Here is a 26,654-nt window from a genome sequence, read left to right on the forward strand (position 1 = left end):
ACTAGATTGATATTTAATCAGTAAATTTTAGCCAATTAGGTATTTATCCCTTAAATAACAACAACTTGACAAAAACATAAAAAACTATAAAACACGTAAAAGCGCATTCTTTGAGGAAGTATTTAGCAAATTGATGAGACGGATGGTCACCACACGCATGCATTTATCTCAGTTATTAGTCGAGAGCAAACCAACAGATGACGACTATATCTCTGAGTGAAACTTGCACTTATCAGTCAAATTATCAGCAAATACACATTGAATAGAAATGAAAGAGAAAGAATAAAAATGCAGCCTTCTAGATTGAAAGGCTGCAACAAAATCGTGTCAAAAATAGGAAGGAACAATATACTTAGAACAACGTACTTAAATGTTCGACACGTAACTTGGGAAATCAACTTGCTCCCACAACTGTTTGGATAACTCCGCTTGTGAATCCCACGCGCCTTGCAATACCCAATGGACAATGGCCTGAGCAACATCTGGATATTTCACACTTTCGGCTTGCTGCTCCTTTAGCCACTGGCGTACTGCGGAAATGTCTAAGCTCTCCATCGACATCGCAAGTCCTAAGTCTTCTAAGGTCGCGACATTGCTTTGTTGCTCAAACTGACCTGCGAGTGGCTTAAGCAATAATTTTTTCCCTAGAGACAGAGCTTCCGAAGGGAGCTCGAATCCACCATTGGCAATGACACCACTACAGCGATGCAAATGATGCTGAAAGTTGCTGTGGCATAAAGGGCGTAATTCTATGTTTTCCACCTGCTCACATTCGATCACATCGGGGTGATAACAGATGAACGCTTGCTGGTTAAAATGGAACAGTAAATCCGAGATGTCTTCAATGGATTCGAACGGTAGGTAAACCAAAACAAAATCGTCATTTTCTGCTTGGCTATCGACGGTATGTACAATTGGCGGCAACAAAGGCTGGTCAAAATGATGCCAATGCAAACCAAGGGGGTGTTGAGAAGGCGCAAAGTATTCAATGACGGATTTGTCTAACCAACTCGCTCCCTTTAACGGCACTGGATAACGGAAAGCATTTTGGTGACTGATACCAATCGACGGCTTATTTTGTTGTTTTGCCGCCCATGCCGTAACAGGCTCGAAATCATTGAGCACGAGATCATAGGACGACAAATCAAGCTGTTTAACTTCTTTGCAAAATTGCACCAAATTGTTACTCAATGCTGTTTTCGCATAGTTCACTGAACCTTTTTCAGTGATAAAGGTGAAGCCTCGGCGAGTCTGATAATCACCAAACGCTTCCATTGAAAAGTACTTTTCAGGCGCTCGTCCAGAAAACAAAAAATCGACCTCAACATCGTGCTCTTTAAACGCATGACTCATCGCCCTCGCACGCGCAATATGTCCGTTTCCTGTACCTTGAACACCGTATAAGATTTTCATCAATTAGCCTCCCAACATCTCAATCGCTAATCCACCACAAAGACTGCCAAGCAGTGCACCAATGATGACATCGGTAAAAAAGTGCACACCCAATAAGATTCGCGCGGTTCCGATTAAACTTGCCCAAAAGAATGCAGCAACGCCTAGGCTCGGATAGAAATGATCAATCAGCGTCGCCATGACAAACGCAGCGGCAGTGTGTCCTGAAGGAAGACTGTAGCGATCAGATGGGGTAATAAAAGCAGGAAGGAGTGCACTGAGTTCTTCAGGGCGACGACGCTTAAAACTGTTTTTCAGCGTCCAATAAATTGGCAACTCGATGGCAAAAGCAAGTAAACCCGCCAGTAAAAACCAAACTCCCTGCTCTTTATCTAAATACCAAGCTAATAAACCTAGCACCAAGTACAGATGTCCGTCACCACTGTGGGAGACTCCTTTACTGATGTTGGCAACTTGCTGATTAAAACGGTGCTTAAGACAAACACTAGAGAGCGCTAAATCAAACTTAGCAATGGTTGCAATTGGCTGTGTAATTGTCTCTATGGTTCGCATGTGGCCTTTCCTTACTTTGACAACGCCGTTGTGTGAAAAGTAGGAGGTTTAGGTGACAACTGCATGACGGGAGTTTGGACAATTAATGACAAATGCCAAATTAGGGTGTGCCCAATAATCTATCTATTGAGCACAATCATAGGAGAGAACGCTTAAGAAGGGTTTGCTTGCTGCGGTTGAGGCGTATCGATATACCAGACTTTTCTCTTCTTACGACAGGCGCGCAAAGAGCCCATCGTCATGTCGCCATCTTTTGTCAACTCGTAGCTAAGGGAGCGGCAAGTGTAATTTCCTGACAGTTCATGCTCTATGCCCGTTTGCTCAGTTGTGCTCGAAGCAGACTCTAAAAGAGGATTAGGCTGTGTAGAAAGAATGTCACGATTTACCACATTGCTGCGCGCATAATCCTTATGGACGTAACCTTTTATCACGCCTTTCTGTTCAACAAGAAACCAAGGTTGATCCACCACTTTTGCCAACACATTAAAAACTTCCCCTTTCGATAACACGCCAAGCTTTTCTCCTTCTAGGCTCGGCTTGGATCGCAAGTTTAATGTGGTCTTAGAGCGATAGGAGACATCCATAAACTCAACTGGGTTTGAGGTATCCACACCGTCAGCTGTTGGTCGGAAGACTTCCGCTTGTTGTTTCTCACTAGGTTGCACTCGGATCTTCCACCACGAATAGGTTTCCGGATCTTTGCCTTTAAATTTATCTCGACTGTCCGACTCAAGAGCAACGAGCATTTGATTCAAAAACGACTCGCGTCCCTCGTAGCTCAAGAATCGATCCATTTGATCATTAATCACCATGACACTCTGAGAGTGATCATTAATAGCAACAGGGGAAATCTCTGCCATATAGGTTTGAGATTGAAACAGCTGACAACCCGATAAGCTGACCAGAGTAAATACTGCGGCTGAACGTCCAAATTGTTTTGCTAACCTCATTATTCCTTAACCCTTCTTTTTACCTAGTGCAACTGCACTACTATAAATGGTCATTCAAAACTTTTGCCAAACAATTCGGGCCTTTGTGTGACAAGTCGCAATCCCAATGTTTGTTTTGGTAATGAAACGTCGCAAACTTGATGAGAACTTGCCTCTTCTAGCACGTTTCTATCGCACCATGCTGTTTCACTTAGCGCATCATTTTTCTCGAGCAAATGAAAAGACTCATCCGATATGAATAAAAAATCGACTTTAGGGTTGACGCGCTCCATGGAGTGCGGTACTAATTTGTTAACTTAATTATGTGGAAAGCTTAACAACTATGTCAGCTCATTTTTCTATTCTGCTTAGCCTCCTCCTGATCGTGACCAGTTCGCGCGGGTAGGCTGTGGAAGAAAAATAACCACACCAATTTCTAAGAACCCGCATGAGAATGCGGGTTTTTTTATATCTAAATACTGGAAGTAAACGATTAACTTGCACGTAAAGTGCAGAAATCAGGAAGGAAGCAAACATGAACGATCAGGTCATTATATTCGACACCACATTGCGTGATGGCGAGCAAGCGTTGTCAGCAAGCTTGACGGTTAAAGAAAAACTGCAAATTGCCTATGCGCTGGAAAGACTCGGCGTTGATGTTATCGAAGCTGGCTTCCCAATCTCTTCACCTGGTGATTTCGAGTCGGTACAAACCATTGCAAAAAACATCAAAAACAGTCGAGTTTGTGCCCTTTCGCGTGCCGTTGCGAAAGATATTGATGCCGCCGCTGAAGCATTAAAAGTGGCCGACCAATTCCGTATTCACACGTTTTTAGCCACTTCCACCATTCACGTAGAAGACAAACTACGCCGCAGCTACGACGATGTACTTGAAATGGCGGTCAACGCCGTTAAACATGCGCGTAACTACACCGATGATGTCGAGTTTTCTTGTGAAGATGCAGGGCGTACTCCTATCGACAACCTATGTCGCATGGTAGAAGCTGCCATCAATGCAGGTGCGAGCACAATCAACATTCCAGATACCGTTGGCTACACAGTACCAAGCGAGTTTGGTGGCATTATTCAAACCCTTTTCAACCGCGTTCCAAACATTGATAAAGCGATCATCTCCGTTCACTGTCACGACGACTTGGGGATGTCAGTTGCCAACTCTATTGCCGCCGTTCAAGCCGGCGCACGTCAGATAGAAGGCACCATCAATGGCATTGGTGAGCGAGCGGGAAACTGTTCACTTGAAGAGATCGCAATGATCATCAAGACACGTCAAGAGTTCTTGGGTGTTCACACTGGCATCAAACATGATGAAATTCACCGCACCAGTAAATTGGTGAGCCAATTATGCAACATGCCAATTCAGAGCAACAAAGCGATTGTGGGCGCGAATGCCTTTAGTCACTCTTCAGGTATCCACCAGGATGGCATGTTAAAGAATAAGAATACCTACGAAATCATGACCCCTGAGTCGATTGGCCTTAAAAACCAAGCACTAAACCTAACCAGCCGTAGTGGTCGCGCAGCCGTGAAGAGCCACATGGACACCATGGGATACAACGAGGACGAGTACAACCTAGACGCTCTATACGCGGACTTCTTGAAACTTGCCGACCGCAAAGGCCAAGTGTTCGATTACGATCTAGAGGCCCTAATGCACTTCTCGAACCTGCGTGAAGAAGATGACTTCTACAAACTGAACTACCTAAGCGTGCAATCGGGCAGCGTAATGGCCACCACCAGCATCAAAATGCAATGTGGCGATGAAGAAATGTGTGAAGCGGCAGTCGGTAATGGCCCAGTTGATGCGCTATACCAATGTATCTACCGCGTGACAGGCTACGACATCGTACTGGATAAATTCGACCTAACCGCGAAAGGCGAAGGTGAAGATGGTTTGGGTCAAGCTGACATCATTGCCAACTACAAAGGTCGTAAATACCACGGTACAGGCGTTTCCACCGATATCGTTGAAGCTTCCGGCCAAGCACTATTGCACGTTATTAATAGCATCCACCGTGCAGACAAAATCGAAGAAATGAAGCAGAAAAAGATTGCGACTGTGTAATAACAACCGAGCTGCATGGCTCAGGAAAGAACACGCTCGTTGAAATAATTAAGCTCAAAATTAGAAAACTTAAAGGATTAACATGACAGACAAATCATACAAAATTGCCGTCCTACCCGGTGACGGCATCGGCCCGGAAGTAATGGCGCAAGCACACAAGGTATTGGATGCTATCGAAAAGAAGCACGGTATTGCGTTTGAGCGTGACGAGCATGATGTAGGCGGCATCGCGATCGATAATCACGGCTCTCCACTTCCAGAAAGCACAGTAAAAGCGTGTGAAGAGTCTGATGCAGTACTATTTGGCTCGGTTGGCGGCCCGAAGTGGGAGCACTTGCCACCCAACGACCAACCAGAACGTGGCGCCCTACTTCCGCTACGTAAACACTTCCAACTGTTTTGTAACCTACGCCCAGCGCAAATCCACGCAGGTCTGGAAGCCTTCTCACCACTACGTGCAGACATTTCAGGCCGTGGCTTTGATATCGTCGTGGTCCGTGAACTGACAGGCGGGATCTATTTCGGTCAACCAAAAGGCCGTGAAGGCGAAGGCGCGACAGAAAAAGCGTTTGATACTGAGGTGTACCACCGCTTTGAGATCGAACGTATTGCAAAAATCGCCTTTGAGTCTGCTCGTCTACGTCGCAAGAAAGTTTGCTCAATCGACAAAGCGAACGTTCTACAAAGTTCAATCCTATGGCGTGAAGTGGTCGAAGAAATCGCGAAAGATTACCCAGATGTCGAGCTGTCACACATGTACATTGATAACGCAACCATGCAGCTTATCAAAGACCCAGCACAGTTCGACGTAATGCTATGTTCAAACATCTTCGGCGACATCATTTCTGATGAGTGCGCGATGATCACTGGCTCTATGGGTATGTTGCCTTCAGCGAGCCTTAACGAAAGTAAGTTCGGTCTGTACGAGCCAGCAGGCGGCAGTGCACCAGATATCGCAGGTAAGAACATCGCTAACCCAGTGGCGCAAATCCTATCTGCGGCACTGATGTTACGTTATAGCCTTGGCGAAGAAGCCGCAGCACAAGACATCGAAGCAGCGGTGTCGAAAGCACTTTCAGCTGGCGAGCTAACAGGCGACCTTGCAGGCAACAACCCGGCACTTACAACATCAGAGATGGGCGATAAGATCGCTGAGTACATCTTAAACTCGTAATACAGAACAGATTCATAATAAATACTAAATCCTCTATCCACCAATGACTTACCTCTAAGTCATTGGTGCTAAAACAAAGCAACAAGGATAACGAGGAAAGGAAGCAAACAATGGGCAAAACACTATACGAAAAAGTCTACGACGCACACGTTGCCGTCGCAGCAGAAGGGGAAAACCCTATCTTGTACATCGACCGTCACTTGGTACATGAAGTGACCTCTCCGCAGGCTTTTGATGGCTTGCGTGAAAAAGGTCGCAAAGTGCGTCAGGTCAGCAAAACTTTTGCCACCATGGACCACAACGTTTCGACAACCACCAAAGATATCAACGCATCCGGTGAGATGGCGCGTATCCAGATGGAAACGCTATCAAAAAACTGTGAAGAGTTTGGCGTTACGCTTTACGACATCAACCATAAATACCAAGGTATTGTGCACGTTATGGGCCCAGAGCTTGGTATTACCCTACCGGGCATGACGATTGTTTGTGGTGACTCGCACACGGCTACACACGGTGCATTTGGCTCGCTAGCATTTGGTATTGGTACCTCTGAAGTTGAGCACGTATTAGCAACTCAAACGCTAAAACAAGCGCGCGCTAAAACGATGAAGATCGAAGTGAAAGGCAAAGTAGCTCCGGGCATTACTGCGAAAGACATTGTGCTAGCAATCATCGGTGAAACGACAGCAGCAGGCGGTACCGGTTACGTAGTTGAATTCTGTGGTGAAGCGATCACAGACCTTTCAATGGAAGGTCGCATGACCGTATGTAATATGGCGATTGAGTTAGGTGCAAAAGCCGGTTTGATTGCGCCAGATGAAACTACATTCGAATACATCAAAGGCCGTAAGTTCTCACCTCAAGGTGCGGATTTTGATGCCGCTGTAGAATATTGGAAGACATTAAAAACTGACGATGATGCCCAGTTTGATGCTGTCGTGACACTAAACGCAGCGGATATCAAACCACAAGTCACTTGGGGTACTAACCCAGGCCAGGTTATCGCGGTAGACCAACCGATCCCAGCACCAGAAAGCTTTGCTGACCCAGTAGAAAAAGCATCGGCAGAAAAAGCTCTGGCTTACATGGGTCTAGAAGCAGGCAAGTCATTGTCTGATTACAACGTCGATAAAGTCTTCGTTGGCTCTTGTACTAACTCACGTATCGAAGACATGCGCGCAGCGGCGGAAGTCGCGAAAGGTCGCAAAGTCGCGTCTCACGTTCAAGCGCTTATCGTTCCTGGCTCTGAGCAAGTAAAAGCGCAAGCGGAAGCAGAAGGCCTAGATGTCATCTTTAAAGAGGCGGGCTTTGAGTGGCGCCTACCAGGTTGCTCGATGTGTCTAGCAATGAACAACGACCGTTTGGGTCCACATGAACGTTGTGCGTCTACTTCAAACCGTAACTTTGAAGGCCGCCAAGGTCGTGATGGCCGTACCCACCTAGTGAGCCCTGCGATGGCAGCGGCAGCAGCAATTGCTGGTCACTTTGTAGATATTCGTGAACTAGACTAAGGAGCAAACAAATGTCAGGCTTTAAACAACATACAGGCTTAGTTGTTCCTCTAGATGCAGCGAACGTTGATACTGATGCCATCATTCCAAAACAGTTCCTACAAAAGGTGTCTCGCCTAGGCTTTGGTAAACACTTGTTCCATGACTGGCGCTTTCTAGATGATGCTGGCGAACAGCCAAATCCAGAGTTCGTGATGAACGCCCCACGCTACCAGGGCGCTTCCATCTTGCTGGCACGTGAAAACTTCGGTTGTGGCTCATCTCGCGAACACGCACCGTGGGCGCTAGCGGATTACGGCATAAAAGCGATGATCGCACCTAGCTTTGCCGATATTTTTTACGGCAACTCGATCAACAACCAAATGGTGCCAGTTCGTTTGACTGAGCAAGAAGTGGATGAAATCTTCCAGTTCGTTGAGGCCAACGAAGGCGCAGAAGTCGAGGTCGACCTAGAAGCGAATGTGGTTCGTGCCAACGGCAAAGAGTACAGCTTTGAAATTGATGAGTTCCGTCGTCACTGTTTGTTAAATGGTTTAGACAATATTGGGCTAACGCTTCAACACGAGGACAAAATTGCGGAATACGAAGCGAATATCCCAAGCTTCTTGCGTTAAAACGCATTAGTAAATACACAAATCAAGGGCTGGCAATTGTTGGCCCTTTTAATGTTTTAAGTGACTGATTTTATAGCACTTTACTTACGAAATACCGAACGCCTCTGTTGAAATTCGTCATCCTGAACAGCGGCGAAGGAGCGTGATTCAGGATCGACTGCCAGAATGTACTGTGCAGATTCATACTTTCTTTACTCAAGCGTTTGTGGGGATTAGATTCCTGCTGTCGCTTATGCTCCTCGGAATGACGGAGAATAAAGGCAACAGATAACTGATTACTGATTACTGATTACTGATTACTGAAAGAAAACAAGCACTCAACAGGTCTACACTATCAACAATATCTCATTCAAAGGTATCTCTATGAAGCGTCTGTTATTGCTATTGTGTGCTCTGGTTTCTTTCTCAGCGTTCGCTGCTCCTAAATCTGACTTGTGGCCGTATTGGCAACAATCGAATCAGGCCAACCAAACACACATTTCGCACCAGGAATGGCAACAACTGTTAGACAATTACTTGGTTGAACAAGGTGAGAATACTTTGTTCCGCTATAGCAAAGTCACGGCTTCCGACAAAGCGAAGTTAAAGCAGTACATCCGACGACTGGTAAAACTCGATCCATTGCAGTACAACCAAGCAGAGCAATACGCCTATTGGGTGAACCTTTACAACGCCATCACGGTAGATCTTATTTTGGATAACTATCCCGTCGAATCCATCACCAAGCTAGGTGGTTTATTTAGCTTTGGGCCTTGGGGAGACGATGTGGTCGTGGTCAACGGGAAGGATCTAACTTTAAACGATATTGAACATCGAATTTTGCGTCCAATTTGGAATGACCCAAGAACGCACTACGCCGTAAATTGTGCAAGTTTGGGATGCCCTAACCTACAAGCTCAAGCATTCACTGCCGAAAACACTGAAGCCTTACTTGAAAGTGCTGCCAGAACGTTTATTAACAGCAACAAAGGCGTATCCATTCAAGGAAACACGGCACAGCTGTCTTCCATTTATGATTGGTTTGCAGCGGACTTTGGTGGAGAAAAACAAGTCTTCAACCACATCGCGAAGTACGCGCCACAGTACAAAGACTTCTCTGGAAAAGTGAAGTACGAATACGATTGGAGTTTGAATCAAACTGACTAATTTATCGCCACCGTTCAGCTTGCAACGCTTTTGGTCACCCGTAACCCAAAAGCTAAAAAGGGCACCAAGTGCCCTTTTTACTTTCTAGATTTTGACAAAATCACTTAAAGCCTTTGACCTTTTTAATCAGATCGTAAGCGTTTTGAATCTCTTGAGATTTTTCTTTCGCTACGTTCATCATCTCTGGTGGTAGACCTTTAGCCATCAATTTGTCTGGGTGATGCTCGTTCATCAGTTTACGATAAGCACGCTTGACGGTTTTACTGTCGGCATCTGAAGACACATCCAGAATTTTGTACGCGTCAGCCAGTTGATCCGCTTGTGAAGCTTGTTGCCAGCTACCACCAGAAGATTGGCCTTGATGCTGACCATGAAAACCACCCTGGCTTTGGAAACGGAATGCGGCTTCTTGCATTTGCAAGCGACGCTCTAGCTGCTCAGAAGAGAAACCCAAACCACGTGCTATTTTGTGTAACACATTTCGTTCACTAGGATGAATCGAGCCGTCAGCAAAGGCCGCCGAGATTTGTAGTTCAAGGAAAAATTGCAACAAGTCAAAACGGCCTGCTGTCGAAATTTTCACACGAACAAGAACGTCTTCTAACGGAAAGTCACTGTCTTTACCTTCACGAAACGCATCTTGCGCAGCGCGGCGCTGTTCGCCATGCAAATTCATGCGGTCCATCATGGCAGAAGCAAGTTGGATTTCCTCTTTGGTGACTTGGCCTTTCGCTTTTGCCACATGTCCCATTACCGCAAACGCCGCTTTAAAAAATTCTTCTTGGCGCTGAGCTTGGCTCGGCCCTTTTCCAAAGCCGCCAGTAGAGAACCCGGCTTGACTCAAGCGACGTGCTTTATCGAATTGATGGCCAATAAATAAGCCAAAGAGTAAACCTAGCGGCCCGCCAAGTAACAAGCCAAAAAAGGCACCCAGAATTTTGCCAAAAATATGCATTATGTGTTCTCTATCAATGAATTTTTATCGACGACGGCGGTCTTATAGTGCCGGATGCAACGATTTCCTTTATGATAATGGAATTAGTTTTATTTCGGCTAGGCCATTTCGCCTGCTTATCTTTGCAGCTATTTTGTCGTCATTATGCCACAGTGAATCAATACGCTGGGATAAATGCGACTATAGTTGATTCATTTGGCTATTACGCTAGGGTACAACAAGCCCTATAGCCATCGAGTAGTAGTGACACAGGAAAGTTCAATTCAATGCAACATTTCTCCCGCACATGTTTAGCGGCCTCTATCAGCACCGCCTTGTTTGTACCCACCACTCAAGCTGAAGCGAATATCCATGATAGTGTGCAGGAAATGCCCGCCACAGATCAATGTTTGGTCGATACCAGTGGCGAGGAGGACGCTCTTAATACCCCAGTAGTGGTAGAAGCTGACACCCTGCAAGCCATCAATGGTGACAAAGCTCAGTACTCAGGTAATGTACAAGTCACCCAAGGCCAGAAGAAAATCACCGCAGATAGCGTAACGCTGCACCAACAAGACAACGTCGTGGTTGCCGAAGGCAACGTGACTTTCAATGACGGCCAAGTCAAAGCTCGATCTGATCGTGTTACTAATGACATCAACCAAGACACGTTTTCACTGGAGAACACCGATTATCAGTTCCTTTGCCAACAAGGTCGAGGCACAGCAGCATACATCGCGCGTACAGGTCAGTCGGTTTATGAACTCGAAGATGGTTCAATTACATCATGTCCTCAAGGCGACAATTCATGGCGTTTAGTGGCATCAGGTATTGACGTTGACCAAGATGAAGAGACGGCGACTCTGCACCATCCTCGATTTGAAGTGTTAGACGTTCCTGTTTTCTATGTGCCGTATCTAACCATGCCAATTGGAGATACGCGTAAAACGGGTTTCCTCTTCCCCTCTTTATCGTATGGTTCTAGCGATGGTATGGAAGTAGAGGTGCCATTCTATTGGAACATCGCGCCTCAATATGACATGACGCTCACCACGCTCTATATGCAGCAGCGTGGAACAAAACTCGATACTGATTTCCGCTACCTAACCGATGGTTGGGGGAATGGTGAAATCAAAGGCGAATACCTCAATAGCGATCGCAAATATCAAGACGAGTCTCGTTGGGGCTACCAAGTTAAACACGACGGTATTATCAATAAACAGTGGATAGTCAAAGTCGATTACTCAAAAGTGAGTGATATTGACTACTTCCTCGATCTCGACTCCGATATTGGTAACCGTGAAGATGGTCAACTGGTTCAAGAAGGACAAGTACAATATCGTTCTGATTTCTGGGATGCCTCGTTAACCGTTCGCGACTTCCAAATCTTATTGAAAGAAGAGAACCGCCCTTATCGCCTGCTTCCTCAGTTAGACTTGAACTACTACACGCCATTGTGGGGAGATTACCTCAACTTTGACGTGAAGAGCCAAGTCAGCCGCTTTGATACGAGTGATGCTGCGCGACCAAATGCGACCCGTGTTCATATTGAGCCAGGACTTACATTGCCGCTTTCAAATTCATGGGCAACGTGGACAACGGAAGCTCGCGTGCTTTCCACGTACTACTCTCAAGACTTAACGGGTCTGACAGATGTCAACTTGCAAAACCAGTTAGATGACGAAGTGTCTCGTGTTATCCCCGAGTTCCGTACGCATGCGCAACTTTACTTAGAGCGAGACACGAGCTGGATCAAGGGCTACACACAAACACTGGAACCTCAGCTACAGTACTTGTACGTACCTGAAGAAGATCAAACCAATATCTACAACTACGATACCACCTTGCTACAAACCGACTACTACGGGCTATTCCGCAGTCGTAAGTACAGTGGCATTGATAAAATCGCCTCTGCGAACCAGTTAAGCTACGGTGCAAGTACGCGCTTCTTTGATGATGACTATAAAGAGCGTCTTAACGTTTCATTTGGTCAGATTTACTACTTCGATAAAAAGACCAAACTGAGCAACAGCCCAAATCTTCCGGATGAGACCACCAACTACTCATCATGGGCGATTGAAGCTGATTTCAACTACAACGATTACTTGTTCTATCACGGTGGAATTCAATACGATATCGATTTGAGCTCCATGCAGTTGGCGAACAGTACCTTAGAGTACCAATTTAACGGTGGCTTTATTCAGGGTAACTATCGTTACGTCACGCGTGAATACATCGAAGATACGATCATTCTCGAAAACCTAGACACAATTACTCGTAAAGGCATTTCACAAGCAGGTATTGTAGCGGCCTACGAGTTCAACCCGAACTGGTCTGCAAGTGGTCAATACTACTACGACCTAAATGAAAATGCGGACCTAGAATGGCTAGCGAGCCTGCGTTACCAGTCTGACTGTTGGTACATTGGTGTGACTTACGCCAACCAATTGCTTGGTTGGGAAAACCAAACTATCGGCAGCACTGGCGCATCACCTGAATACGAAAATAACTTTAGCGTTAACTTCGGTATTCAAGGCTTTGCGACCAATCAGCGTGAAGATACTGCAGTCAAAGAACTGGACGGTTCTGACAACACGATTAAGTACGGCCGCCCATTCTATCTGAACAATTAATCGAAATAGGCGTCTTAAATGAATAAGACGCCTATTCAAAAAATACTGACGGAATTTTAAATGAAAATTTGGAAATCAATCTTATTCACGACCCTACTCTCTTGCGGAGCGGTTGCAGCACCAGTAGAGATCGATAAGGTTGCGGTCATCGTGAACGACGGTGTAATTCTACAAAGCGACATCGAAACAGCGATGAAAACGCTGCAAGCCAACGCACGTCAAAGCGGAAAGAGCTTACCTTCTGCTAGCGTGTTAAAAGAACAAGTTGTTGAAAAGCTGATTATTGACACGTTGCAAGGCCAAGAAGCAGACCGTATCGGTGTGCGTATTGACGATAACCGCTTAAACCAAGCGATTGCGGAGATCGCACGTAATAATGAACAATCTGTAGAACAACTCGCCGCTTCTGTAGAAAGTGAAGGCTTGAGTTACCCAGAATTCCGCGAACAAATCCGTAAGGAAATCGCCGCTTCAGAAGCCCGTAATGCACTGGTTCGTCGCCGTATTAATATCCTTCCAGCAGAAGTCGACAGCCTTGCTGAGCAACTATCACAAGAAACCAATGCGACCGTTCAATACAAAATTGGACACATTCAACTGCGCTTCTCTGATGACAAAGAAAAGTCTGCTGTAGAAGCAGAAGCAAAAGCGCTGGCGAAAAAGCTAAACGAAGGTGCAGACTTTACGGAGATGGCCTACACCTACTCAAAAGGTCCTAAAGCTTTACAAGGTGGCGACTGGGGCTGGATGCGTAAAGAAGAAATGCCAACCATCTTTGCCGATCAGATCAAAATGCAAAACAAAGGCAGCATCATTGGCCCATTCCGCAGTGGCGTCGGTTTCCACATCCTAAAAATTGAAGATGTAAAAGGCTTAGAAACGGTTGCGGTAACGGAAGTAAATGCGCGTCATATTTTGATTAAACCAACCGTGATTCTGAGTGACGAAGGGGCGAAGAAGCAACTGAATGAGTTTGTACGCCGCATCAAAGCTGGCGAAGCCACTTTCGCTCAATTGGCAACGCAATACAGCCAAGACCCTGGCTCGGCAGCACAAGACGGTGAGCTAGGTTATCAAACGCCAGATCTGTACGTGCCAGAATTTAAACACCAAGTAGAAACTCTGCCTGTTGGCTCAATCAGCGAACCGTTCAAAACCGTTCACGGCTGGCATATCGTTGAAGTGTTGGATCGTCGCCAAGTTGACCGTACTGACTCAGCGATGAAGAATAAGGCTTACCGTATTCTATTTAACCGTAAATTTAATGAAGAAGCGGGCGCATGGATGCAAGAGCTACGCGCAAGTGCGTTTGTTGAAATCGTGGATGACAACAATGACAACTAATACAATTCGTAGAATTGTCGTAACCGCAGGGGAACCTGCGGGTATCGGCCCAGACTTAGTGCTTGCCCTATCGAAAGAAGATTGGGCGCACCAAATTGTCGTCTGTGCCGATAAGAATATGCTGACGGAGCGAGCCAAGCAGCTTGGCATCGAAGTCCAACTGTCTGATTACAATCCAGAAGAAGCGCCTAAAGCACAAAAAGCTGGCACGCTTATCGTTGATCATATCCAAATATCGGAACCTGCGGTCGCAGGCGAGCTCAATGAAGCGAATGGCCACTATGTATTAAAAACGCTAGAAAGAGCGGCTTTAGGCTGTATGAATGATGAATTTGATGCTATTGTCACCGGCCCTGTTCATAAGGGGGTGATTAATCGCGCAGGTGTTGCATTCAGTGGTCATACTGAGTTTTTCGCCGAGAAGTCACAAACGCCGCTAGTCGTAATGATGCTAGCAACGGAAGGGCTACGCGTGGCGCTGGTTACAACACATATTCCTTTAGCTTATGTGTCCAAAGCGGTCACCGAAGAGCGATTAGAAAAAATCATCGATATTCTTCATAAAGACCTTGTAGAAAAGTTTGCTATCGCACAACCAAACATCTACGTTTGCGGGCTTAACCCTCATGCTGGCGAAGATGGCTGCTTAGGTCGTGAAGAGATCGAAACCATCACTCCAACACTGGAAAAGATTCGACAAGAAAAAGGTATCAACCTGATCGGCCCTTTGCCGGCAGATACCATTTTCAATGAAAAATATTTAAATGATGCTGATGCTGTTTTAGGCATGTACCACGACCAAGTGTTGCCAGTATTAAAATACAAAGGCTTTGGTCGTTCAGTAAACATTACTCTTGGTCTACCTTTTATTAGAACATCGGTGGATCACGGTACTGCATTAGATCTGGCAGGGACAGGTCAAGCGGATACAGGGAGTTTCCGAACAGCGCTCACGCATGCGATAGATTTGGTAGAGAAGAAACAATGAGAAATGATGTCCATTTAGGACACAAAGCGCGTAAACGTTTTGGTCAAAACTTCCTGAACGATCCATACATTATTGATGGAATCGTATCAGCGATTAACCCAAAACCAGGTCAAAACCTGGTTGAAATCGGTCCTGGTCTTGGTGCAATCACTGAGCCGGTAGGTCGTGAAGTGGATAAATTCACGGTCATCGAACTGGACCGCGATCTGGCGGAACGCCTACGTACTCACCCTGAACTGGCGGATAAGTTGACCATCCATGAGGGTGACGCTATGCGTTTTGACTTCACTCAATTAGTGAAGCCAAACAACAAGCTACGCATTTTCGGTAACTTGCCGTACAACATCTCTACACCATTGATGTTCCACCTTTTTGAATTCCATAAAGACATTCAAGACATGCACTTTATGCTGCAAAAAGAAGTGGTAAACCGCTTAGCCGCCGGTCCTGGCAGCAAAGCTTACGGCCGTTTAACGGTAATGGCTCAGTACTACTGTAAAGTGGTACCAGTACTGGAAGTGCCGCCAACGGCATTCGTTCCACCACCGAAAGTGGACTCTGCCGTTGTTCGTTTAGTGCCATATGAAGAGCTGCCATGCCCTGCGAAAGATCTGCGTTTGCTGGATCGCGTTTGTCGTGAAGGCTTTAACCAACGTCGTAAAACAGTTCGTAACTGCTACAAATCGTTGTTAAGCACAGAAGTACTAGAAGAGCTAGGTGTTAATCCAAGCATGCGTCCAGAGAACCTGACGCTAGAACAATTCGTCGCGATGGCGAACTGGCTTGCGGATAACCCGCAGCACTAAGAACTCAAACGATAAGCCAAACCCTTGCTGGTTTGGCTTATTATTATTGGGATATTACGTTTCTGAGGAGTGCACATGGACGTCATTCAACCTTGCATCAAAATTCAAGTTCACACCAAATACATCGAAGAACAGTCCAATCCTGAGCTACAACGCTACGTTTTCGCCTATATCATCACCATCAAAAACCTTAGCCAACAAACCGTGCAGTTAGTGAGCCGTCGCTGGTTAATCACAGACTCGAATGGCAAGCAAATGACGGTTGAAGGTGATGGTGTGGTGGGTCAACAACCTTTTATTCCAAGCAATGATGAATACACGTACAGTAGCGGAACCGCGTTAGAAACCCCTGTCGGCGTTATGCAAGGGCACTACAAAATGCTGGATGAAAAAGGGCAGGAGTTCATCACCGAAATTGAACCCTTTCGTCTTGCTGTTCCAAATGTTTTAAATTAGTAAATTGGAGATTCAGTGGCTACCTATATTGTTGGTGATATTCAAGGCTGTTTTGATGAATTGCAGCGACTACTAGAACAAGTCTCTTTCTCTGCGAAAAAAGACCAACTTTGGCTCGCTGGTGATTTGGTCGCCAGAGGGCCTAAATCACTAGAAACTTTACGCTTTGTGAAGTCGCTTGGCACAAGCGCAACCGTGGTGCTTGGTAATCACGACCTTCACCTGCTCGCCGTTGCTCACGGGATAAAAAAGGTCAAAGACAAAGATAAAACCGCGCCTATTTTCACTGCACCCGATAAAGAAGATCTATTGGCATGGCTAGCTCAGCAACCTCTTATGGCCGAGCATGACGAGTTCGTGATGTGTCACGCTGGGATATCACCGCAGTGGAATCTAAAAACCGCAAGAAAATGTGCCCGCGAAGTTGAACGCATCATCCAAAGTGAAGAGCTGCCTTGGCTCTTAAAAAACATGTACAGTAATCAACCTGATTCCTGGGATGACTCTCTACAGGGTTTGGACCGATACCGTTATATTATCAATGCTTTTACGCGGATGCGCTTTTGTTTCCCCGATGGTCGTTTGGATATGGATTGTAAACTACCACCACAACAAGTTTCCGGTAACGAACTTATTCCATGGTTTGATGTACCTCAGCGCGTTCACCTCAATAAAACGGTGTTATTTGGTCACTGGGCTGCACTACAAGGCCATGTAGACGAAGAGATCATCGGTCTGGATACTGGCTGTGTTTGGGGCGGAAGCCTAACCATGATCCGTTGGGACGATAAGAAAACCTTTACTCAGGATGCGTTAAGTTAAACATGGAATAATAGTCGATAATCCATCGTAGGGAGAATGCCTGTCACCTAACATCTCCTGTAGAGTCATTCCAGCGAGCCTTAGCGAGACTAGGAATCTAGTATCCGCACGCTGCGGGTAGATAGAGATACCTTTGACAACAAAGTACTCGTATAGAAGATCCTGAATCACGCTCCTCCGTCGCTTTCAGGATGATGGCAGGCCGGGATGGCCGCTCGCTGTTATACGAACGGCATTACCGTATTAACTACGCTGTTTTAATCTCGAATTACTTTTCTAACACAGTAAAGCGCATGTTGTAGGCGTTCTTCTCATCCGCTTGATACGTTTCTGAGTAGGTTTCCTTAAATTGATCTCCCCAGTCTGGAAACTGAGTATCACCATCAATCGCTGCTTCAATGTGTGTTACATACAGTTTATTGGCCATCGGTAGGCAAGCTGCGTAAATCGCACCACCACCAATGATCATCACTTCTTCCACGTCACCAGCCACGTCCAAAGCTTGCTCAATCGATGTTACAGTAGTGACGCCTTCGATCTTTAGTGTCTCATCACGGCTGATAACAATATTCAAGCGACCAGGTAAAGGGCGACCAATAGACTCATAGGTTTTGCGTCCCATCACAACCGGTTTTCCCATGGTACAACGCTTAAACCAAGCGAAATCAGCGGGAAGATGCCAAGGCATTTGATTGTCTTTGCCAATGATGCGATTGTCGGCCATCGCGGCAATCATACTAATGATCATGTTAGGTCCTTATACAATTGGTCTGCGGCGATAGAATAACAGCCCTGGAACAGCAAGACCAACAGCTAAACCTGCAATAATAAACATGGCCTTAAGAAAGTTCTCCATACAAGTTGCAACGAGCTCAGGTGAATAACCAATATGGTTGATCTCAACCATGGCTATCATTGCTTTGTAAGCAAACACGCCAGGTACCATCGGGATCAAAGCTGCCACTGTGAACACTTTTGGGTGCGCGAGAAAGCGGCGAGACCAGTACACACCAATCATCCCAACTAGCGTCGCGGCAAAAAAGGTCGCCCATTCAATGGGAATACCAAACTGCATCATCAAATAACGGCTGCCGTGTCCAATCGCGCCGCCAACAGCGCAATACACTAAAGCTCTTTGTGGCACGTTAAAAACCAGTGCAAATCCAACTGCGGGAATCGCAGCGAAAAACATGTCATTCAGCAGGCCAAGCATCAAATCAAACAAACTCATTAGATTGCCCACCCCCAAATTCCAGTAACGCTCATCGCAGCAACGATGCCCAAACACGTCGCCAACGTCAGTAAGCTGGCCATCACAAACCGGGCAATACCCATGTTAATGTGCCCTTTCAGCATGTCTGCCACCGAGTTAATCAACGGGAAACCCGGTACGAGCATTAATACCGACGATGCCATTGCAACGGTGGGCAGATTGCCGATTTGGTAGATTTCCGCTTGCGCAGAAATTAAGGTCGTGACAAAGGCGGTCGCTGCAAAGTTCAGTAAAGGATTAAAGTGACGATGACCAATTTCTTGGCGAACGATCATGCCACCAGCTGATGCTAAAAAGGTCATAACAAATACCCCCAAATCACCACCTGCCAGATGACTGAATGCCGCACATGACAAGCCAATCATAAACACCACCAGCCAGCGGTTATAACGCTCTGGACTGATGGCGTTCAGCTTTTTCTGCGCCATGGTTGCATCGAGCAGCCCACGCTCCATCATGATGCAGATACGTTGAATTTGCGTAATAACGCGCATATTAATGCCACGATCGGCACAACTTCGGGTAGTGGTGATGCAGTGTCCATCCATTACCGTCGTTACAACCAGTGCATTGGCTGATAGCGCAACCGCAACTTCATTAACCCCACAAGCAAGGCCAATACGGCGCATAATATCGCTCACCAGAGTACTTTCAGCACCATGAGCGAGTAGCATTTGCCCGGCTTGGGCAACAAGGCGAGAAATAGATCGTTGAGTGGATACCGCCAACTCTCCAGACGGTATGGTTTCTAGAGTCATAAATCAGTCTAATTCCTTTTAGGGTGTTGCTCATTCATACGCGAGAGGTCCAAACTAGCCCTCAAAAATCACGACGTATCGGCTATTGTGCCGTAAATCACACCATCTAAACATGATTTAGATACAAAAAAAGCCGCAATAAATAATTGCGGCTTAATGAATTATAGGCAAACAGGCATTGTTTGACGGTTCTGATTAGTCACGAACGTAGACAACGTGACCGTCATCTTCTTCATCGTCCCAGTCATCCCAATCGTCGTCATCATCTTCAGTGATAACGTCTTTACCCGCCATCGCATCTTTATGGTAGTCATCCCACATGAAGTTAACTTTATCTTCTTCAGCCACTTCTTCCTCTTCGCGAGGTAGGTTATCCATAAAGTCAGCCAATTTGTAACAAAGCTCTTTAGTACCGTTACGGTTGATCGCCGAGATCTTAAAGTACTCGTCTTCCCAGCCTAGTGCGTCTAAGATTTCTTGGATCTTCTCATTCGCTTCTTCTTCAGGCATTAAATCAACTTTGTTGAATACTAACCAGCGTGGCTTGCTTGCCAGTTTTTCACTGTATTGCTCTAGCTCATCAATGATCGTCAGTGCATTTTGCACCGGATCAGACTGATCAATTGGCATAATATCGATCATGTGCAGCAACACTCGGCAACGCTCTAAGTGCTTCAAGAATCGAATACCAAGACCAGCGCCATCTGCTGCACCTTCGATAAGACCTGGAATGTCTGCAACAACAAAGCTTTTCTCTGGTACGACACTCACTACGCCCAAGCTTGGGATCAACGTCGTGAATGGGTAATCAGCGACTTTTGGTTTTGCTGCTGAGACTGCGCGGATAAAGGTTGATTTACCTGCATTAGGTAGACCAAGCATACCAACGTCAGCAAGAAGCAATAGTTCAAGGCGAATTTCACGTACTTCACCTTTTGTGCCTAATGTTCTTTGACGAGGCGCGCGGTTTACTGAAGATTTGAAACGCGTGTTACCTAGACCGTGCCAACCGCCTTTTGCGATCATCACTTTCTTACCGTGTTCAGCAACTTCTGCCACGATTTCATTTGTGTGGATATCCACTGCGCGCGTACCTACAGGCACACGAAGAACGATGTCTTTACCACGTTTACCAGTACAGTTACCGCCGCGGCCATTCTCACCACGCTCCGCTTCGTAGAAGCGCTGGAAACGATAATCAATCAGAGTGTTAAGGTTTTCATCGGCTTGGATATAAACATCACCACCGTCGCCACCATCACCGCCATCAGGGCCACCTTTAGTGATGAATTTTTCACGCCAGAAACTCACAACGCCGCTACCGCCGTCGCCAGCCTGAACTTTTACTACCGCTTCATCTACGAACTTCATCTTTTACTCCGACTACTTCGTGCGTGGATTAAATCTACTTTGTCATCTGACAATTTTAGCAGATGACAGATCTAAGCTCCCAGCCCACAAATAACGTGGAAACGAGAAACTTCGATATGTCGACTGCCATAAATAAAAAACCCCGCCGATTTGGCAGGGCTTTTGCATTCAGCTTAAAGCTATTAAGTAACTTGGTAAAAACCTAATTACTCAGCTTCGATGCTTACAAACTTACGGTTCTTAGGACCTTTCACTTCGAACTTCACTTTACCTTCAGTAAGAGCGAATAGAGTGTGGTCTTTACCGATACCTACGTTGTTACCAGCGTGGAACTTAGTACCACGTTGACGAACGATGATGTTACCTGCAAGTACAGATTCACCACCGAAACGCTTAACACCTAGACGTTTGCTTTCTGAATCGCGGCCGTTACGAGTAGAACCACCAGCTTTTTTGTGTGCCATTGTTAAACTCTCCTAATAGATTAAGCGTTGATACCAGTGATCTTCACTTCAGTGAACCACTGACGGTGACCCTGTTGCTTACGAGAGTGCTTACGACGACGGAACTTAACGATTTTAACTTTATCGCCACGACCGTGTTGTACAACTTCAGCAACAATTTTGCCGCCCTCTACAAGAGGAGCACCAACTTTGATGTCTTCGCCGTTAGCAACAAGAAGAACTTTATCAAATTCTACAGTTGCACCAGTTTCAACGTCTAATTTCTCTAAACGAAGAGTTTGACCTTCGCTTACACGGTGTTGTTTACCACCAGATTGGAAAACAGCGTACATATTTTACTCCGCTTTTTCCGCACAGCCTTTCTTGAGGGTGTGCGCTAAACTAATCATCAATAGGGCGCAGATTCTACAGAATAGATGCTCCTATGACAAGCCATATTTTGAAAAAATTGGCGAAAAGCTAATCGCCAAAGAAAAGTGCGGCAATCATGCCCTTTAGTAATGTATTAATCAACGTTTTTTAGTGTATTATTCGACAATTATATAAATCGAATAAGCCTTGCAGGGTCTAACTTCAGCCGGATATACGATGGATTTTAAAACTATCCAAGCGCTTACTGCCGATGACATGGCAAAAGTGAATGAAACAATTCAAGCCCAACTTAATTCTGATGTCTCTTTAATCAACCAGCTCGGTTTTTATATCGTGAGTGGTGGAGGCAAACGTCTGAGACCGCTTTTAGCGATACTGTCAGCCCGCGCACTTGGTTACCAAGGCAACGGTCATACAATGGCAGCTGCGTTTATTGAGTTCATCCATACAGCGACTTTGCTGCATGATGACGTGGTCGACGAATCAGACATGCGCCGCGGTAAAGCAACTGCGAATGCTGCATTTGGCAATGCTGCTAGCGTGTTAGTTGGGGACTTTATCTATACTCGCTCATTCCAAATGATGACAGAGCTAGGATCCATGAAGATCCTTAAGCTAATGAGCAACGCCGTAAACGTGATCGCCGAAGGTGAAGTTCAGCAGTTGATGAACTGTAACGATCCTGACACGACAGAAGAAAGCTACATGCAAGTCATCTACTCTAAGACGGCACGCTTATTTGAGTCCGCAACTCAAATTGGCGCAATCTTAAACGATGCTCCTGAGCATGTTGAAATCGCAATGCAAAATTACGGTAAGTATTTGGGTACTGCGTTTCAGCTTATTGATGACGTCATGGATTACACCTCTGATGGCGAAGACATGGGTAAAAATGTGGGGGATGATTTGGCTGAAGGCAAGCCAACTTTACCTCTACTTCACGCTATGCGTAATACCACGCCAGACAATGCCCTCATGATTCGCGAAGCAATTGAGAAGGCCAATGGCATGGATCGCTTAGAAGAAATTCTCGCGGTGATGAAAGAGGCCGGATCTCTGGAATACACGACGCAAAAAGCACTAGAAGAAGCAGACAAAGCAATCGAAGAACTATCAGTATTGCCGGAGTCTGAATACAAGCAAGCGCTTATTACTCTGGCTCATGTCGCGGTACAACGCACGAAGTAATCATAGCAACCCATAACGCAAGACTTAAAACAAAAAGGAAGAGCAAGCTCTTCCTTTTTTGTATCTGATACCTAATGCCGTGATAGGCGCTAGTAATATCTGTCACTACCGCCATGCAGTTGTGGGTCATCTTCTATTTCATCAAAGCTAACCGCAATCTGCTGATCAGAGCCTTGTTTCGACAACAGTACCGTCTCTGCTTCACGGTCGACCACCAATATCGTACCTACGCCCTGCTGGCACTCAACAACCATGCCTTTACGGATTCGACTTGCTTCCATCATCTTCTCCTTCACCACGTTGTTTTGATCAAGTAATTTTACGAAGCAGAGAAGCCAAAGATCAAAAAAGCCGATCATTTTGATCGGCTTTCTTCTTATTCGAGCTTTCTAGATTACTTTGCGAATTCAACACCAATGTTGATGTCGCCATTTAGTGTTTCTAGCATACCGTCTAGTGCAGACTTTTCGTAGTCGCTGAGTTTGCCGTAGCTTAGTACTTCTTCTACGCCTTCTTTACCCAGTTTCACAGGCTGTGCGAAGTAAGTCGCGTGTTCACCGTCGCCTTCAACGTATGCACATTCAACTACGCCTTCTTCACCTTGAAGAGCACGAACTAGAGACAGACCAAAGCGACATGCAGCTTGGCCCATTGATAGTGTTGCACTACCACCACCCGCTTTCGCTTCTACAACTTCAGTACCTGCGTTTTGAATACGTTTCGTTAATGCTTCTACTTCTTCAGCTGTAAACTCAACGCCTTCCACTTGAGACAGTAGAGGTAAGATCGTTACGCCAGAGTGACCACCGATAACAGGTACGCGAATGTCACCTGGATCTTTGTCTTTTAGCTCTGCAACGAATGTTTCTGAACGGATAACATCCAGTGTTGTTACACCGAACAAGCGACGCTTATCGTAAACACCCGCTTTTTTAAGTACTTCAGCGGCAATTGGCACTGTTGTATTTACCGGGTTTGTGATGATACCAACACAAGCTTTCGGACAAACAACCGCAATCTTCTCCGCTAGCGACTTAACGATACCAGCATTTACATTGAATAGATCCGCGCGATCCATACCAGGCTTACGAGCAACACCTGCAGAAATCAGCACAACATCCGCACCTTCTAGTGCTGGAGTAGGATCTTCACCCGCGTAACCTTTGATAGAAACTGGCGTCGGGATGTGGCTAAGATCAGCAGCCACACCAGGAGTTACTGGAGCAATATCGTATAGGGCTAAATCAGAACCAGCAGGAAGACGGTTCTTAAGTAGAAGGGCCAGGGCTTGACCGATGCCACCAGCGGCACCAATAACGGCTACTTTCATGTAGTTCTCCTTGAGAGTATTTCTCTTATAAACGTATTCGTAGGGTAGTTTGTAACCAACTTAAATAAAGCTATCGGAATCACAACTTGATTACAATCAATTAACGCTAGCTTTGCGACCTCGCGCAACTCGCTGTTACCGTGCTACAAATGGGGCTTGGATTATTCTTTTATTCTGTTGAAATGACAAGGAATTCAAGAAAACAAAAACAGCCCTACTTCATATAATTAAAGAATTCCATGTGGTATATAGTTTACAGTGACGTAACTAACATAATACTGGGACTCTTTGGCACCGCATGAATATATATGCGAGAATATGCAAAATTGCTGACCCGTAATAAGAGATTCGTAATGACTATGCGCAATTCAGAAAAACAAGACAACTTAGTCCGCGCCTTTAAAGCCCTATTAAAAGAAGAGAGCTTTGGCTCACAGGGTGAGATTGTTGATGCACTCAAACAACAAGGATTTGAAAGCATTAACCAATCGAAAGTATCACGCATGCTGACTAAATTTGGCGCCGTCCGCACACGCAATGCAAAAATGGAAATGGTTTACTGCCTTCCTGCTGAGCTAGGCGTACCGACTGTAAGCAGCTCTTTGCGTGAACTGGTGCTAGACATTGACCATAACGCGGCATTAGTTGTTATCCATACTGGCCCTGGTGCTGCGCAGTTGATTGCTCGCTTGCTTGACTCACTGGGTAAATCCGAAGGTATTCTTGGTGTTGTTGCAGGTGATGACACTATCTTTATCACTCCAACGATGGCGATTACGACTGAACAGTTGTTCAAATCAGTGTGTGAACTGTTCGAATACACTGGCTAAGTTCTTTCACATTTAGATCAGCTAACTCTTTGTGGGCTATAAAAGAAATCTCATTTTGTAGCCCATGATTTATGTAAATTTTTTGCTTATCCAGACCATTATTTAACCACCTATTTTGTGATTAACATCACGCAATTGATCTTTTTCACTTCGTTCACTTAATACTTATTAAGTGTTTGTTATAAAAAGAATTAAATCACAAATCTAACACTATCCTCCTGCACAAGATTCAGACTTATCAACTATAACATTTAACAATTGGATAATTTTCTGCCAATTTTTTGTTATGATTCGCTCGCTTTTTCAAACGATTGGATTGGAAAAGATGCCGTTTCCAAATAGGAAACTCCAGAAGTGATTTATGGTTATTTCCGGGTAAATAATGAATATAAGGAAGGGAAATTCATGGCATTTAACAAACTTCTCAAAGTAGGCGCTATCGCTGCAGCAGTAATGGGTGCAGGCGCAGTTAACGCTCAAGAGTTTATTACTATCGGTACTGGCTCTGTTACAGGTGTTTACTACCCTACTGGTGGTGCTATCTGTAAATTGGTCAATAAAGGTCGTAAAGAACACAACATTCGTTGTTCAGTAGAATCGACTGGCGGCTCTATTTACAACGTTAACACTATCCGTGCTGGCGAGTTAGATTTTGGTATCGTGCAATCGGATTGGCAGTACCACGGCTACAACGGTACGAGTAAGTTTGCGGAACAAGGCCCGTACAAAAAGCTACGTGCAATGTTCTCTCTTCATACAGAACCTTTCAACATCATTGCTCGTGCAGATTCAGGTATCGAAAACGTTGAAGACCTAAAAGGTAAGCGCGTAAACATCGGTAACCCTGGCTCTGGTGACCGTGCAACCATGGGCGTTGTTATGGAAGCGATGGGCTGGACAAACGACAGCTTCAAATTGGCTTCTGAGCTAAAGGGCTCTGAGCGTTCTCAAGCACTTTGTGACAACAAAATTGACGCATTCATTTACATGGTGGGTCACCCGAACGGTTCAATCAAAGAAGCAACAACATCATGTGATGCTAAGCTAGTTTCTGCAACTGGCCCGAAAATCGATAAGATTGTTGCTGATAACCCATACTACGCCTTTAGCTCAGTGCCGGCTGGCATGTATCGTGGCACAGACAAAGACGTAAACAGCTTTGGTGTTGCGGCAACGATGGTTACAACAGCAGACGTTTCAGACGATGTCGCTTACAACGTTGCAAAAGCCGTGTTTGAAAACTTCGATACGTTCAAACGTCTACACCCTGCGTTTGCAAACCTGAAAAAAGAAGACATGGTGAAAGCGGGTCTATCTATCCCTCTTCACCCAGGTGCAGAAAAATACTACAAAGAAGTGGGTCTACTTAAGTAACTTCCTCAGACTCCAAACTCACAGGCAGGAAAAGATGGTTTTCTGCCTGTTTGAGCATGCAGGTTGTAGCACGTGCTAACTGCATGCTTCATTCGCCAGTTTTCTTCCGAAAATTGCGAGTTCATACCCAAGAAAAACTTAAACGCCGCCTAGCAGAGTCTCCAAAATTCAACACTTTGAGTTCAGGCAGCAAAATACTCGAAAGCAAACTTCGCTCCATTCGCTACACTGATAAAGGCGAAGTGTGGTTCTCGATAAAAATCCGACAGGACCATCAATAATAAGGAAA

The 26,654-nt window shown here is 45.5% G+C and carries 26 protein-coding genes; 14 read left to right on the plus strand and 12 right to left on the minus strand.

Annotated elements, in window-relative coordinates:
* Positions 1 to 366 precede the first annotated feature (366 nt).
* From D8S93_RS08690 to D8S93_RS08700, 3 genes are all read right to left on the minus strand, one after another.
* Positions 367 to 1,413, minus strand: coding sequence for an MJ1255/VC2487 family glycosyltransferase (locus D8S93_RS08690; protein ID WP_152812820.1), 1,047 nt, complete (start codon positions 1,411 to 1,413; stop codon positions 367 to 369).
* Between the two features lie 3 nt (positions 1,414 to 1,416).
* A complete protein-coding gene (locus tag D8S93_RS08695) occupies positions 1,417 to 1,965 on the minus strand; it encodes a phosphatase PAP2 family protein (protein ID WP_152812822.1) in 549 nt (182 codons plus the stop codon).
* 152 nt (positions 1,966 to 2,117) lie between these two features.
* Positions 2,118 to 2,915, minus strand: a complete 798-nt coding sequence (locus tag D8S93_RS08700) for an SH3 domain-containing protein (protein ID WP_047009047.1) — start codon at positions 2,913 to 2,915, stop codon at positions 2,118 to 2,120.
* A gap of 514 nt (positions 2,916 to 3,429) precedes the next feature.
* Here D8S93_RS08700 and leuA point away from each other — a divergent pair.
* The 5 genes from leuA (at position 3,430) to D8S93_RS08730 (ending at position 9,422) form a co-directional block, all read left to right on the plus strand.
* A complete protein-coding gene (gene leuA / locus D8S93_RS08710; RefSeq protein WP_006742733.1) occupies positions 3,430 to 4,977 on the plus strand; it encodes a 2-isopropylmalate synthase in 1,548 nt (515 codons plus the stop codon).
* 82 nt (positions 4,978 to 5,059) lie between these two features.
* Positions 5,060 to 6,151, plus strand: coding sequence for a 3-isopropylmalate dehydrogenase (gene leuB, locus D8S93_RS08715; protein ID WP_006742732.1), 1,092 nt, complete (start codon positions 5,060 to 5,062; stop codon positions 6,149 to 6,151).
* Between the two features lie 110 nt (positions 6,152 to 6,261).
* On the plus strand, positions 6,262 to 7,662 hold the full coding sequence (gene leuC, locus D8S93_RS08720; protein ID WP_039841408.1) for a 3-isopropylmalate dehydratase large subunit: 1,401 nt from the start codon (positions 6,262 to 6,264) through the stop codon (positions 7,660 to 7,662).
* 11 nt (positions 7,663 to 7,673) lie between these two features.
* Positions 7,674 to 8,276 (plus strand): 3-isopropylmalate dehydratase small subunit, encoded by a 603-nt coding sequence (gene leuD / locus D8S93_RS08725; protein ID WP_104971226.1) that lies wholly within the window; start codon positions 7,674 to 7,676, stop codon positions 8,274 to 8,276.
* Between the two features lie 363 nt (positions 8,277 to 8,639).
* Positions 8,640 to 9,422 carry a DUF547 domain-containing protein gene (locus D8S93_RS08730; protein WP_046874030.1) on the plus strand — a complete coding sequence of 261 codons (783 nt, stop codon included), beginning with the start codon at positions 8,640 to 8,642 and terminating at the stop codon, positions 9,420 to 9,422.
* Between the two features lie 100 nt (positions 9,423 to 9,522).
* Here D8S93_RS08730 and djlA read toward each other — a convergent pair whose 3' ends face one another.
* Positions 9,523 to 10,377: a co-chaperone DjlA gene (djlA, locus tag D8S93_RS08735; RefSeq protein ID WP_005383076.1), complete on the minus strand. Its 855-nt coding sequence runs from the start codon at positions 10,375 to 10,377 to the stop codon at positions 9,523 to 9,525.
* Between the two features lie 266 nt (positions 10,378 to 10,643).
* Between djlA and lptD the strand changes: the two genes are divergently transcribed.
* The 6 genes from lptD to D8S93_RS08765 all read left to right on the plus strand — a co-directional run bounded on the left by lptD (position 10,644) and on the right by D8S93_RS08765 (position 17,405).
* On the plus strand, positions 10,644 to 12,989 hold the full coding sequence (gene lptD / locus D8S93_RS08740; protein WP_152812824.1) for an LPS assembly protein LptD: 2,346 nt from the start codon (positions 10,644 to 10,646) through the stop codon (positions 12,987 to 12,989).
* Between the two features lie 60 nt (positions 12,990 to 13,049).
* Entirely contained in the window at positions 13,050 to 14,333 is a 1,284-nt protein-coding gene (gene surA, locus D8S93_RS08745; RefSeq protein WP_006742728.1) for a peptidylprolyl isomerase SurA, read from the plus strand.
* Positions 14,323 to 15,321 carry a 4-hydroxythreonine-4-phosphate dehydrogenase PdxA gene (pdxA, locus tag D8S93_RS08750; protein WP_005383085.1) on the plus strand — a complete coding sequence of 333 codons (999 nt, stop codon included), beginning with the start codon at positions 14,323 to 14,325 and terminating at the stop codon, positions 15,319 to 15,321. The genes surA and pdxA overlap by 11 nt, the downstream gene beginning before the upstream one ends.
* Positions 15,318 to 16,127, plus strand: a complete 810-nt coding sequence (gene rsmA / locus D8S93_RS08755; protein WP_005379669.1) for a 16S rRNA (adenine(1518)-N(6)/adenine(1519)-N(6))-dimethyltransferase RsmA — start codon at positions 15,318 to 15,320, stop codon at positions 16,125 to 16,127. The genes pdxA and rsmA overlap by 4 nt, the downstream gene beginning before the upstream one ends.
* Positions 16,128 to 16,202: 75 nt before the next feature.
* The gene (gene apaG / locus D8S93_RS08760; protein ID WP_005379668.1) at positions 16,203 to 16,583 is read left to right on the plus strand and encodes a Co2+/Mg2+ efflux protein ApaG; all 381 of its coding nucleotides are present in this window, start codon (positions 16,203 to 16,205) and stop codon (positions 16,581 to 16,583) included.
* Positions 16,584 to 16,598: 15 nt separating this feature from the next.
* Complete coding sequence (locus D8S93_RS08765) at positions 16,599 to 17,405, plus strand: symmetrical bis(5'-nucleosyl)-tetraphosphatase (RefSeq protein ID WP_319802973.1); 807 nt, start codon at positions 16,599 to 16,601, stop codon at positions 17,403 to 17,405.
* Positions 17,406 to 17,673: 268 nt separating this feature from the next.
* Here the strand turns inward: D8S93_RS08765 and folA are convergent, their stop codons facing one another.
* The 6 genes from folA to rplU form a co-directional block, all read right to left on the minus strand.
* Entirely contained in the window at positions 17,674 to 18,153 is a 480-nt protein-coding gene (gene folA, locus D8S93_RS08770) for a type 3 dihydrofolate reductase (RefSeq protein WP_005392293.1), read from the minus strand.
* A 9-nt stretch (positions 18,154 to 18,162) separates the two neighbouring features.
* On the minus strand, positions 18,163 to 18,636 hold the full coding sequence (locus D8S93_RS08775) for a threonine/serine exporter family protein (RefSeq protein WP_005392295.1): 474 nt from the start codon (positions 18,634 to 18,636) through the stop codon (positions 18,163 to 18,165).
* Complete coding sequence (locus D8S93_RS08780; RefSeq protein WP_053809456.1) at positions 18,636 to 19,436, minus strand: threonine/serine exporter family protein; 801 nt, start codon at positions 19,434 to 19,436, stop codon at positions 18,636 to 18,638. Before D8S93_RS08780 ends, D8S93_RS08775 begins: the two co-directional genes overlap by 1 nt.
* A gap of 195 nt (positions 19,437 to 19,631) precedes the next feature.
* A complete protein-coding gene (gene cgtA / locus D8S93_RS08785) occupies positions 19,632 to 20,807 on the minus strand; it encodes an Obg family GTPase CgtA (RefSeq protein WP_005383091.1) in 1,176 nt (391 codons plus the stop codon).
* A 206-nt stretch (positions 20,808 to 21,013) separates the two neighbouring features.
* Positions 21,014 to 21,271 carry a 50S ribosomal protein L27 gene (gene rpmA / locus D8S93_RS08790; RefSeq protein WP_005383095.1) on the minus strand — a complete coding sequence of 86 codons (258 nt, stop codon included), beginning with the start codon at positions 21,269 to 21,271 and terminating at the stop codon, positions 21,014 to 21,016.
* Positions 21,272 to 21,291: 20 nt separating this feature from the next.
* Positions 21,292 to 21,603 carry a 50S ribosomal protein L21 gene (gene rplU, locus D8S93_RS08795; RefSeq protein WP_005383096.1) on the minus strand — a complete coding sequence of 104 codons (312 nt, stop codon included), beginning with the start codon at positions 21,601 to 21,603 and terminating at the stop codon, positions 21,292 to 21,294.
* Positions 21,604 to 21,859: 256 nt separating this feature from the next.
* Here rplU and ispB point away from each other — a divergent pair, with 256 nt between their 5' ends.
* Entirely contained in the window at positions 21,860 to 22,831 is a 972-nt protein-coding gene (gene ispB, locus D8S93_RS08800) for an octaprenyl diphosphate synthase (RefSeq protein WP_005392297.1), read from the plus strand.
* A gap of 89 nt (positions 22,832 to 22,920) precedes the next feature.
* Here the strand turns inward: ispB and D8S93_RS08805 are convergent, their stop codons facing one another.
* Complete coding sequence (locus tag D8S93_RS08805) at positions 22,921 to 23,112, minus strand: hypothetical protein (RefSeq protein WP_005392299.1); 192 nt, start codon at positions 23,110 to 23,112, stop codon at positions 22,921 to 22,923.
* Between the two features lie 113 nt (positions 23,113 to 23,225).
* Positions 23,226 to 24,161, minus strand: coding sequence for a malate dehydrogenase (gene mdh, locus D8S93_RS08810; RefSeq protein WP_005392300.1), 936 nt, complete (start codon positions 24,159 to 24,161; stop codon positions 23,226 to 23,228).
* Between the two features lie 359 nt (positions 24,162 to 24,520).
* Here mdh and argR point away from each other — a divergent pair, with 359 nt between their 5' ends.
* Positions 24,521 to 24,991: a transcriptional regulator ArgR gene (gene argR / locus D8S93_RS08815; protein WP_031780246.1), complete on the plus strand. Its 471-nt coding sequence runs from the start codon at positions 24,521 to 24,523 to the stop codon at positions 24,989 to 24,991.
* 405 nt (positions 24,992 to 25,396) lie between these two features.
* Positions 25,397 to 26,365, plus strand: a complete 969-nt coding sequence (locus D8S93_RS08825; protein WP_005392302.1) for a TAXI family TRAP transporter solute-binding subunit — start codon at positions 25,397 to 25,399, stop codon at positions 26,363 to 26,365.
* Positions 26,366 to 26,654: the final 289 nt, after the last annotated feature.

The sequence above is a fragment of the Vibrio sp. VGrn 2 genome, assembly GCF_009361695.1.
Classification (GTDB): Bacteria; Pseudomonadota; Gammaproteobacteria; order Enterobacterales; family Vibrionaceae; genus Vibrio; species Vibrio diabolicus.

Coding starts and splice junctions, on each gene's coding strand:
- rpmA (WP_005383095.1), bottom strand. CDS start 21,271: ATGGCACACAAAAAAGCTGGTGGTTCTACTCGTAACGGCCGCGATTCA.
- lptD (WP_152812824.1), top strand. CDS start 10,644: ATGCAACATTTCTCCCGCACATGTTTAGCGGCCTCTATCAGCACCGCC.
- leuB (WP_006742732.1), top strand. CDS start 5,060: ATGACAGACAAATCATACAAAATTGCCGTCCTACCCGGTGACGGCATC.
- D8S93_RS08700 (WP_047009047.1), bottom strand. CDS start 2,915: ATGAGGTTAGCAAAACAATTTGGACGTTCAGCCGCAGTATTTACTCTG.
- leuA (WP_006742733.1), top strand. CDS start 3,430: ATGAACGATCAGGTCATTATATTCGACACCACATTGCGTGATGGCGAG.
- apaG (WP_005379668.1), top strand. CDS start 16,203: ATGGACGTCATTCAACCTTGCATCAAAATTCAAGTTCACACCAAATAC.
- pdxA (WP_005383085.1), top strand. CDS start 14,323: ATGACAACTAATACAATTCGTAGAATTGTCGTAACCGCAGGGGAACCT.
- D8S93_RS08730 (WP_046874030.1), top strand. CDS start 8,640: ATGAAGCGTCTGTTATTGCTATTGTGTGCTCTGGTTTCTTTCTCAGCG.
- D8S93_RS08805 (WP_005392299.1), bottom strand. CDS start 23,112: ATGGAAGCAAGTCGAATCCGTAAAGGCATGGTTGTTGAGTGCCAGCAG.
- mdh (WP_005392300.1), bottom strand. CDS start 24,161: ATGAAAGTAGCCGTTATTGGTGCCGCTGGTGGCATCGGTCAAGCCCTG.
- D8S93_RS08775 (WP_005392295.1), bottom strand. CDS start 18,636: ATGAGTTTGTTTGATTTGATGCTTGGCCTGCTGAATGACATGTTTTTC.
- ispB (WP_005392297.1), top strand. CDS start 21,860: ATGGATTTTAAAACTATCCAAGCGCTTACTGCCGATGACATGGCAAAA.
- djlA (WP_005383076.1), bottom strand. CDS start 10,377: ATGCATATTTTTGGCAAAATTCTGGGTGCCTTTTTTGGCTTGTTACTT.
- rsmA (WP_005379669.1), top strand. CDS start 15,318: ATGAGAAATGATGTCCATTTAGGACACAAAGCGCGTAAACGTTTTGGT.
- leuC (WP_039841408.1), top strand. CDS start 6,262: ATGGGCAAAACACTATACGAAAAAGTCTACGACGCACACGTTGCCGTC.
- D8S93_RS08695 (WP_152812822.1), bottom strand. CDS start 1,965: ATGCGAACCATAGAGACAATTACACAGCCAATTGCAACCATTGCTAAG.
- D8S93_RS08780 (WP_053809456.1), bottom strand. CDS start 19,436: ATGACTCTAGAAACCATACCGTCTGGAGAGTTGGCGGTATCCACTCAA.
- D8S93_RS08825 (WP_005392302.1), top strand. CDS start 25,397: ATGGCATTTAACAAACTTCTCAAAGTAGGCGCTATCGCTGCAGCAGTA.
- D8S93_RS08690 (WP_152812820.1), bottom strand. CDS start 1,413: ATGAAAATCTTATACGGTGTTCAAGGTACAGGAAACGGACATATTGCG.
- folA (WP_005392293.1), bottom strand. CDS start 18,153: ATGATCATTAGTATGATTGCCGCGATGGCCGACAATCGCATCATTGGC.
- cgtA (WP_005383091.1), bottom strand. CDS start 20,807: ATGAAGTTCGTAGATGAAGCGGTAGTAAAAGTTCAGGCTGGCGACGGC.
- surA (WP_006742728.1), top strand. CDS start 13,050: ATGAAAATTTGGAAATCAATCTTATTCACGACCCTACTCTCTTGCGGA.
- rplU (WP_005383096.1), bottom strand. CDS start 21,603: ATGTACGCTGTTTTCCAATCTGGTGGTAAACAACACCGTGTAAGCGAA.
- leuD (WP_104971226.1), top strand. CDS start 7,674: ATGTCAGGCTTTAAACAACATACAGGCTTAGTTGTTCCTCTAGATGCA.
- argR (WP_031780246.1), top strand. CDS start 24,521: ATGCGCAATTCAGAAAAACAAGACAACTTAGTCCGCGCCTTTAAAGCC.